This window comes from Streptomyces sp. NRRL B-24572 (assembly GCF_002156145.1).
Lineage (GTDB): Bacteria > Actinomycetota > Actinomycetes > Streptomycetales > Streptomycetaceae > Streptomyces > Streptomyces vietnamensis.
In genome coordinates, this window is the sequence record NZ_MWIG01000143.1 from 1 (window position 1) to 8,939 (window position 8,939).

Annotated in this window: 9 protein-coding genes; all 9 read right to left on the minus strand. The window is 71.1% G+C overall.

From position 1 onward, the window contains the following. Positions 1-439, minus strand: a 439-nt coding sequence (locus CCN56_RS09205; RefSeq protein ID WP_086825385.1) for a hypothetical protein, incomplete at its 3' end; no start/stop codon positions are given. 74 nt (positions 440-513) lie between these two features. Beyond that, positions 514-1,293, minus strand: a complete 780-nt coding sequence (locus CCN56_RS09210) for an HAD-IIA family hydrolase (RefSeq protein ID WP_030691536.1) — start codon at positions 1,291-1,293, stop codon at positions 514-516. An 89-nt stretch (positions 1,294-1,382) separates the two neighbouring features. Beyond that, on the minus strand, positions 1,383-2,921 hold the full coding sequence (locus CCN56_RS09215; protein ID WP_086825374.1) for an alkaline phosphatase family protein: 1,539 nt from the start codon (positions 2,919-2,921) through the stop codon (positions 1,383-1,385). Between the two features lie 154 nt (positions 2,922-3,075). Then, positions 3,076-4,134, minus strand: coding sequence for a 2-aminoethylphosphonate ABC transporter substrate-binding protein (locus CCN56_RS09220; protein ID WP_086825375.1), 1,059 nt, complete (start codon positions 4,132-4,134; stop codon positions 3,076-3,078). Positions 4,135-4,165: 31 nt separating this feature from the next. Continuing rightward, positions 4,166-4,963, minus strand: coding sequence for an ABC transporter permease (locus tag CCN56_RS09225; protein WP_086825377.1), 798 nt, complete (start codon positions 4,961-4,963; stop codon positions 4,166-4,168). Next, positions 4,950-5,846, minus strand: a complete 897-nt coding sequence (locus CCN56_RS09230) for a 2-aminoethylphosphonate ABC transporter permease subunit (RefSeq protein WP_107484121.1) — start codon at positions 5,844-5,846, stop codon at positions 4,950-4,952. Before CCN56_RS09230 ends, CCN56_RS09225 begins: the two co-directional genes overlap by 14 nt. After that, positions 5,839-6,891, minus strand: coding sequence for an ABC transporter ATP-binding protein (locus CCN56_RS09235; protein WP_086825381.1), 1,053 nt, complete (start codon positions 6,889-6,891; stop codon positions 5,839-5,841). Before CCN56_RS09235 ends, CCN56_RS09230 begins: the two co-directional genes overlap by 8 nt. Then, positions 6,888-7,565: a phosphonatase-like hydrolase gene (locus tag CCN56_RS09240; RefSeq protein WP_086825387.1), complete on the minus strand. Its 678-nt coding sequence runs from the start codon at positions 7,563-7,565 to the stop codon at positions 6,888-6,890. The genes CCN56_RS09235 and CCN56_RS09240 overlap by 4 nt, the downstream gene beginning before the upstream one ends. Positions 7,566-7,591: 26 nt before the next feature. Beyond that, on the minus strand, positions 7,592-8,728 hold the full coding sequence (locus tag CCN56_RS09245) for a TIGR03364 family FAD-dependent oxidoreductase (protein ID WP_086825383.1): 1,137 nt from the start codon (positions 8,726-8,728) through the stop codon (positions 7,592-7,594). Positions 8,729-8,939 lie beyond the last annotated feature (211 nt).

Consider the following 8,939-nt stretch of genomic DNA (forward strand, 5'->3'; position numbering starts at 1 on the left):
CGGCCCGGACCGGGGCGACCGGGGTGGCGTGGTGCGTCGGCTGGTGGGCCGACTGGTGCGTGGGCCGGTGCGTGGGCTCCTGCTGGTGCCGGATCCGCACGGTGCCGACGTCCGGGTGGTCGTGGCCGTCGCAGACCACGCTGACCTCGTACGTACCGTCCAGGAGGCCCGACCTGATCGTGGTGTCGCCGAACAGCGGGTCGCCCCCGCCGTCCCGGCCGGTCAGCTCCGCGTCGGCGACGAACGCCTTGGACTTGGCCGCGCCGGTCGTGCCCTTGCAGCCCTGGACGCGGACGTCGACGTCGGCGCCGGGCGAGGCGGTGGACGGGGTGACGGTCGCCTTCACCCCGTCGTGGGCGTACGCGCCACCGGCCGCCGGTGCCAGGACGAGCACCAGGGCCGCCCCTGCGGCACGGAGAGCAATGGGACCTGAACGCATCGTGACCTCCTGATACTGGCAGGGTCACCCGGATCGGCGCTTCTCGCATCCGCAGGGGCTGGACGCCGTGCCCCTTACACGCGGTCGACGAGGTCCGCGATCGACTTCACGACCTTCGACGGGCGGAACGGGAAGCGGTCGATCTCCGCCTGCGTGGTCAGACCGGTCAGGACCAGGAAGGTCTGCATGCCGGCCTCGAGACCGGCCAGGATGTCGGTGTCCATCCGGTCGCCGATCATGGCGCTGGACTCGGAGTGGGCGCCGATCGCGTTGAGACCGGTGCGCATCATGAGCGGGTTCGGCTTGCCCGCGAAGTACGGCTCCTTGCCGGTGGCCTTCGTGATGAGGGCGGCGACGGAGCCGGTGGCCGGGAGCGGGCCCTCCAGGGAGGGGCCGGTCTCGTCGGGGTTGGTGCAGATGAAGCGGGCGCCGGCGTTGATGAGGCGGACGGCCTTGGTCATCGCCTCGAAGGAGTACGTACGGGTCTCGCCGAGCACCACGTAGTCCGGGTCGTGGTCGGTGAGGACGTAGCCGATGTCGTGGAGGGCCGTGGTGAGGCCGGCCTCGCCGATGACGTACGCGGTGCCGCCCGGGCGCTGGTCGTCGAGGAACTTGGCGGTGGCGAGGGCCGAGGTCCAGATGTTCTCGACGGGGACTTCGAGTCCCATGCGGGCGAGGCGGGCGTGCAGGTCGCGGGCGGTGTAGATCGAGTTGTTGGTGAGGACCAGGAAGGGCTTCCCGGTCTCCCGCAGCTTCTTGATGAACGCGTCGGCGCCGGGGATCGGCACGCCCTCGTGGATGAGGACGCCGTCCATGTCGGTGAGCCAGGATTCGATCGGCTTGCGCTCTGCCATGGGTGCGGGACTCCTGCCGTACAAACGTGACGAACGTGCGGTGTGCTGGGGGCGACGCGACGACGCTGTGGCGACGCCCCCAGCGTAGGTCAGGAAGTGCTGATCTTGACCCCGTCGATCGTCCAGTACCAGTTGTTGGAGCCCGTGTAACGGAAACGGAAGCTGACGTTCGAGGCCCCGGCCGGCACGGCGACCGTGACCGACTGCGGCTGCGAGACGACGTCGGCCGTGTAGCTCTTGACGACCGTCGGCGTGCCGCCGTTGAAGCTCACCAGGATCTGGGCGGTCTGCGGCGCCTCCTGGCGGTAGAAGGTGGTGAAGTCGAGGGTGACGCGGGCGGCGCCGGTGACCGCGTACGCGGGCGTGACCAGCGTCGAGTCGTACGTACCGGAGAACGCCTTGTCGGCCCACTCGTCGGAGTCGGCGACGGCGAAGACGCCCCGGGCGCGGACGTTGAGCTCGCGGGACTGGTCGCGCTGGGCGCGGGACCAGAACTCGTCGGTGGCGAAGGACCAGCCGCGCCACTCGGTCATGCCGCCGGTGCCCATGGCGTTGTTGACGACGGACCAGCCGCTGGGCGCGGTGTGGGTGAAGCCGAGGACGCCGGTGGGGATGCCGGTCTCGTCGACGCGGCCGGAGAGGGACGGGTAGAGGGCGTCGAAGGGGTCGGTCGACCGCTCTTGTATCGGCTTGCCGTCGAGGCCCCAGGAGGGGTCGGGGACGATGCCGAGCTGGTGGAAGACGGTGGCGGCGACGTCGACGAGCCGGGTGTCGATGGGGCGGGCGCCGGCGGCGATGCCGGGGCCCTGGGCGAGGACGAAGGTGCGGCGCTCCTCGATGCTGGAGCCGCCGTGGCCGCCGGCGTCGGTGTGGCCGTGGTCGGTGGCGACGATGACGGTCCAGCGCTCGTCGGCGTACGTGGGACGGGCCTGGACCGCGGCGAGGAGCCGGCCGAGGTAGCCGTCCTGGACGTCGATGGCGTCGAGGTACTTCTGGCTGGCGGCGCCGTAGTTGTGGCCGATCTCGTCGGTCTCGCCGAAGTAGACGAAGAGGACGTCGGGGTTCTGGTTGCGGAGGACGTCCTCGGTGAGGTCGGTGATCGTGAGGTCGTTGACCGCGTAGTCGTTGTTGTAGACGAGCTTGGCGTCGGCGCCGGGGGTGACGGTGCCGTACGTGTCGAGTTCGGGCCAGTCGACGGCGGCGAAGAGCGAGAGCTCGGGGCGGACCTGGTTCAGGCGGGCGAGGAAGCCGGGGTACCGGCCGTAGTCGCGGCCGGCGAAGGTGTTGTCCTTCACGCCGTGCTTGTCGGGCCAGACGCCGGTGGAGATGGTCGACCAGCCGGGTCCCGAGAGGGTGCCGGCCATCGGGTTGGCGTAGAGCAGGGAGCGGCCGTAGGTGCCGTTCGTCATCAGGGACTTGAGGGTGGGGGCCTTGGCGGCGTCGATCCGGTCGTACCGCAGTCCGTCCATGCCGACGAAGAGCACCTTGTCCTGGCTGGTGCCGTTCGGGAGCGTCGGGGCGGTGACCGCGAGGGCGGCGGGGGCGGTGGCGAGACCGGTGGCGGCGACGGCCGCGGTGGCACCGGCGGCGGCGAGCACGGTGCGGCGGGAGATGCCGTTGATCGGCATGTCGGAGTCCTCCGTGGAGTCCGTGGAAGTGTGTCGGGACGCGCCAACGCCCCCGATTCCTCAGGGGCGTTGGTCCGTACCCGTTATCTTTCCGCGATGTTCGGAGGCTTTCCAGAGTCGTACGGTGAACTCTTGGCTGCCGATCGGCGGCCGATCAGCTTCCGGTCGCGGACTTCCACGCGTCGACGTACGCCGCGAGGTTCTTGTCGATGTCGGACCAGTCCGGCTCGAAGACCTCGACGCCGTCCATCAGCTTGGCCAGTTCGATGGCGTTGGCGTCGGTGGTCTTGACGTCCTTGCGGGCCGGGAAGCCGCCGCCGATGGCGCTGACCTCGCGCTGGGCGCCCTCGCTCAGCATGAAGTCGAGGAGCTTCCTGCCGTTCTCGGTGTGCGGGGCCTTGTTCACCAGGCCGGCCGCGTACGGCAGGGCGAAGGTGGTGGGCTTGCCGCCGTCCTTCGCCGGGAACCAGATGCCGAGGTTCGGCATGGACTTGGCCTGGGCGAAGTTCATCTGGACGTCGCCGTTGGCGACGAGGAGTTCGCCCTTGTCCACCTTGGGGGCGAGCTTGGAGGTGGAGGAGGACGGGCCGACGTTGTTGGCCTGGAGCTTCTTCAGGTACTCCATCGCCGGCTCCTTGCCGCCGAAGTCGTGCATCGCCTTGATGAGGACGGCGGTGCCGTCGCCCGCGACGCCGGGGGTGGAGTACTGGAGCCTGTCCTTGTACTTCGCGTCGAGCAGCTCCTCCCAGGTCTTGGGTGCGGCCGGGAGCTCCTTCTTGCTGTGGACGAAGCCGAAGTAGTTGTTGACGACGGAGGTCCAGGTGCCGTCGTCGGACTTGTCGGCGCCGTCGACCTGGTCGGCGCCCTTCGGCTCGTACTTCTGGAGCAGGCCCTTGGAGCCGGCCTGCTGGATGAAGGGCGGCAGGGTGACGAGCACGTCGGCCTGGGTGTTGGACTTCTCGCGGAGGGCGCGCTGCACCATCTCGCCGGAGCCGCCCTCGACGTACTTCACCTTGATGCCGGTCTGCTTCTCGAAGTCGGCGAAGACCTTGTCGTACCAGCCGTCGCCCGCCTCGCCCTTGAGGCCGTCGGCGCTGTAGACGGTGACGACCTTCTCGGTGGAGGCGTCGGAGGAGCCGCCGCAGGCGGTGAGGCCGGCGGCGAGGACGAGGGCGCCGGTGACGGCGGCGACCGGCTTGGCGTACGTACGCATAACGTTGTTCTCTCCTGAGTGCCTGGGTGACTTAGCGGTAGGACGCTTTGGTACGGATGCGGGAGACGGCCAGCAGGGCGAGGAGCGTCGCCGCCATGAGGACCACGGCGAGCGCCGAGCCGGTGAACAGGGAGCCCCGGTCGGTGGCGGTGAAGATGAGCACCGGCAGCGGCATCCAGTCCGGCGGGTAGAGCATCATCGTGGCGCTGAGCTCTCCCATGGACAGGGCGAAGCAGAGCCCGGCGGCCGCGTTCAGGGACGGCAGCAGGAGCGGGAGCTTCACCCGGAGCAGGACGTACGAGGGGCGGGCGCCGAGACTGGCCGCCGCCTGCTCGTACATCGGGTCAAGGCGCCGGATGGCCGCCGAGACCGACTGGTGGGCGAACGCCGTGACGAGGACGGTGTGCGCGAGGATCACGATCCAGCGGGTGCCGTTGAGGAGCATCGGCGGCTGCGAGAACGCGACGAGGACGGCGAGGCCGACGACCACGGACGGCACGGCGACCGGCAGCATGAACAGGGCGTCGAGGAGCCGCTTGCCCTTCCTGCCGAGCGCGGCCGCGGCGAGCGCGGCCCAGGTGCCGACGGTCAGCGCGATCACGCTCGCGGTGACGGCCGTGACCAGGCTGGTGGTGAGCGCCTGGAGGGACTCGCCCCGGGTGGCCGCCGCGTAGTGGGCGGTGGTCGGCCCGGAGGGGAAGGCGCCGGACCAGTGGGTGGAGAACGAGGCGGCGAGGATGACGAGGAGGGGCAGGGCGAAGAGCGGGACGAAGAGGACCGCGAACAGCACCCAGGCCGTCCACTTTCCCGTACGGCTATGCACCAGCACGGCGGCTCACCCCCCGGTAGAGGACGTAGAGGCCGACCGAGAGCGCGACGTTGACGACGGCGACGACGCAGGCGGCGGCGTAGTCGGATTCGAGGATGGCCTTGGAGTAGACGAGCATCGGGAGGGTCGTGACGCCCTTGGCGCCGGTGAAGAGGACGATCCCGAACTCGTTGAGGCACATGACCAGGACGAGGCTGCCGCCGGCGGCGAGCGCGGGCAGCGCCTCGGGCAGGATCACCTGCCGCACGATCCGCAGCGGCCGGGCGCCGAGCGAGGACGCCGCCTCCAGCTGGGCGGTCTCGATCTGCGAGAACGCGGCGAGGAGCGGGCGCATCACGAACGGGGTGAAGTACGTGATCTCGGCGAGGAGGACGCCCCACGGGGTGGTGAGGAAGTGGAAGGGCCCTTCGGCCGCTCCCGTGGCGTCCGTCCACAGCCCGTTGGCCATGCCGACCGTGCCGTAGACGAACAGCAGGGCGAGCGTGATCAGGAAGGACGGGAAGGAGAGGAAGACGTCGATGAACTTCGACACCGCCTTCCCGCCGGGGAAGGGCACGAACGCGATCACGAGCGCGAGCACGAAGCCGAGGACGAGACAGCCGACGGTGGCGGCGACGGCCAGCCACACGGTGGTGACGAGCGCCTCGCGGAAGGAGGCGGAGGCGAACACCCCGGCGTACGCACCGGGGGCGAGGGACTCCCGGACGACGAGGGCGAGGGGGTAGAGGAAGACGAGCGCGAGGACGGCGACGGGAGGGAGGGCCCAGAGCACTGTCGTGGGCAATCGTCCGCCAGGGGCGCGGGGGTCCCTCCCGGACGGAGTCCGGGGGAGGGTGGGCACGGCCCCCGGTGCGGGCCGCCGTTCGAGGAGACCCTCAGCCATCGGTCACCCCCGCGGCGAGCAGCACCGCATCCTCGGGCGCGAAGTGCAAAGTCACCCGGCCCCCCAGCGGAGGCGTCTCCTTCAGCTCCCGTACGTCCGCCTTCACCCGGTGCCCGCCCACCTCGACGTACAGCCGGTGCGTGGACCCCCGCCACTGGACCTCGGTGATCCGCCCGCTCAGGGCGTTCGGTCCGGGGCCGAGGCCGACGAGGTGCGGCCGGACGCAGAGGGTGGCGGTCGCGCCGGGCGCGGCCTCGGAAGCCGGCACCTCCAGCTCGACGCCCTCGAAGGTGACCCCCTTCGCGGCCACCGTCACCGGCAGCAGGTTCGCGTTGCCGACGAACGACGCCGTGAACTCCGTACGGGGCCGCCGGTACAGGTCCTGCGGGGTGCCGCAGTCCTGGAGCCTGGCCTTGTCCATGACGGCGATCCGGTCGGCGAGGGTCAGCGCCTCGACCTGGTCGTGGGTGACGTACAGGATCGACACGTCGGGGAGTTCGCGGTGCAGTCGGGCCAGTTCGGCGAGCATCCCGGAGCGCAGCTGGGCGTCGAGCGCGGAGAGCGGTTCGTCGAGGAGGAGCACGTTCGGGCGGATGGCGAGGGCCCGGGCGATGGCGACGCGCTGCTGCTGGCCGCCGGAGAGCTCCCGGGGGTAGCGCCGGGCGTAGGCCGCCATGCCGGTCATCTCCAGGGCTTCGGCGACCCGCCCCGGGACCTCGCCCTTCGGCACCTTCCGGGCCTTGAGGCCGAAGGCGACGTTGGCGTCCACCCTGAGGTGGGGGAAGAGGGCGTACTGCTGGACGACCATGCCGATGCCCCGCTTGTACGGCGGGAGCGCGGTGACGTCGCGTTCGCCGATGAACACCCGTCCGGAGGCCGGCCGGACGAATCCGGCGACGGCCCGCAGCGCGGTCGTCTTGCCGGAGCCGGAGGGCCCGAGGAGCGCCATGACCTCGCCGGGCTCGACGGTCAGGTCGAGGGAGTCGAGGACGGTGTTGCTCCCGTAGGCGACGGTGACGCCGTCGAAGCGGATGCCGCTGGTCATGCCGTGCGCCCCTCGTACTCCCCTGTCAGGGACGGGAGTTCCGCGACCGAGGCGAGGACGTGCGTGGCGCCGTGCTCCTTGAGCGCGGTCTCGTCGTGCGCGCCCGTGAGGACGCCGGCGACGATCCCGGCGCCGGAGCGGACGCCGCTGAGCATGTCGTACGAGGTGTCGCCGGCGACCACGATCTGCCGGACGTCGTCGACGGCTCCGGTACGGAGGAAGGCGGCGAGGACCATGTCCGGGTAGGGCCGGCCCCGGCCGCCCGCGTCCGCCGGGCAGAGGGTCAGCTCGACGAGGTCCCGCCAGCCGAGGGCGTCGAGGATGGCGTCCTGGGTGACGCGGGCGAAGCCGGTGGTGAGGACGACGGTGCGGCCCTGGTCCTTCAGCCGGGCGATGGCCTCGGCCGCGCCGGGGACGGGGGCGACGAGTCCGCCGGAGACCAGCTCTCCGTACGCGGCCTCGAAGGCGAGGTTGGCCTGCTGTGCGCGGGTCTCGTCGCCGCCGAAGAGGTGGCGGAAGACGGAGATCTTGGACTCGCCCATGGTGGCGCGGACGTAGTCGATCATCGTGGCCGGGTCTTCGCCGAGGCGTTCGGCGGCGGCCGTGAAGGCCTGCTCGACGAGTCCGCCGTCGGCGACGGTGGTGCCGGCCATGTCGAGTACGACGAGGTTCATGTCGGTCGTCTGCTTCTTCACGGTGGTCACCAGCCCAGTTCGTTCGCGGTCGTCTCGGCGATGGCGGGCGAGCAGGTCATGCCGCGGCCGCCGGGGCCCGTCACCAGCCAGACGCCGTCGCGGACCTGCTGGCGGTGCACGACCCTGCTGGTGTCGACGCACTGCGCGTACACCCCGGCCCAGCGGCGCTTGATCTTCGGCAGCGGGCGGCCGAGGAAGGACTCGACGACGCGGGTGAGGTGCTCGTAGGGGTCTTCGAGGGTGTCGAAGGCGAAGGGGTGCTCGTACTCGTGGGTGTCGCCGATGGTCAGTCCGCCGTCGAGGCGCTGCACCATGAGCAGCTGCATCTTGTGGGCGGCGGCGGTCGGGTCCTGCGCCTGGCCCTCGTTGAGGGCGTCGAGGGCGGGGGACGCGTACGCCGGGTAGTAGCGGAAGGAGTCGGCGTCGGCGACGGAGGTGGTGAGCGGTTCGCCGAGGGGTTCGGTCTGCATCATCTGGAGCCGGACGCGGCGGACGGGTATCTCGCCGGCGACCTCGCGGACGAGGCCGGAGAGCCAGGCGCCGGTGCACAGGACGACGGCGTCGCCGGTGTGGACCTCGCCGCGGTCGTCGCGGACCCCGCTGCGTCCATTGCCATTGGCGTCTACGACGTCCCGGACTTCGCGGTTGGGCAGGAAGGTGTACTTCCCGGTGGCGAGGAGGGCCTCGCGGAGGGCGAGCTGGGCGAGGCGCGGCTCGACGGCCGCGTCCCGCTCGCACCACAGGGCCGCCTCGAAGTCGCCGCGCAGGGCCGGGTTGACCGCGCGCGCCTCGGCGGCCGTGAGGAGCTTGTAGCCGCGGGCTGCGGCGTCGGGGCGGGCCACGGCGGCCTCGGCGACGGCGAGTTCGAGCTCGTTCCGTACGGGGGTGAGGGAGCCGATGGCCCGGAAGCCGAGGCCGGGGACGCGGGCGCCGATGCCCTCCCAGAGTTCGCGGGCGCGGAGGGCGGTGTCGAGCTCCTCCCCGCCGGCCCGGCCGCTCACCCAGATCTGGCCGAAGTTGCGGAGCGACGCCCCGCGCGCCTCGGCCTCGCGCTCGATGTGTACGACCTCGTGGCCGCGTTCCACTGCGTGCCAGGCGTGCATGGTTCCCACCACGCCGGCTCCTACGACGATCACCTTCATGACGACGACGGTCGCGGGATCGGGTGGACCGGACGGATCCGGCGGACGACGGGACGGTGAACGGACCGACAAGCTTGGACCAGACCCGTTATCGTTCCGTTATCAACCCGGGGTCTCCGGCCTGGCGTGCGATCAGTCCTGCTGCCCCAGGTGGGTGGTGAAGCTGAACCGGTCGCCCCGGTAGAGCGTGCGGACCCGCTCCAGGGGCCGC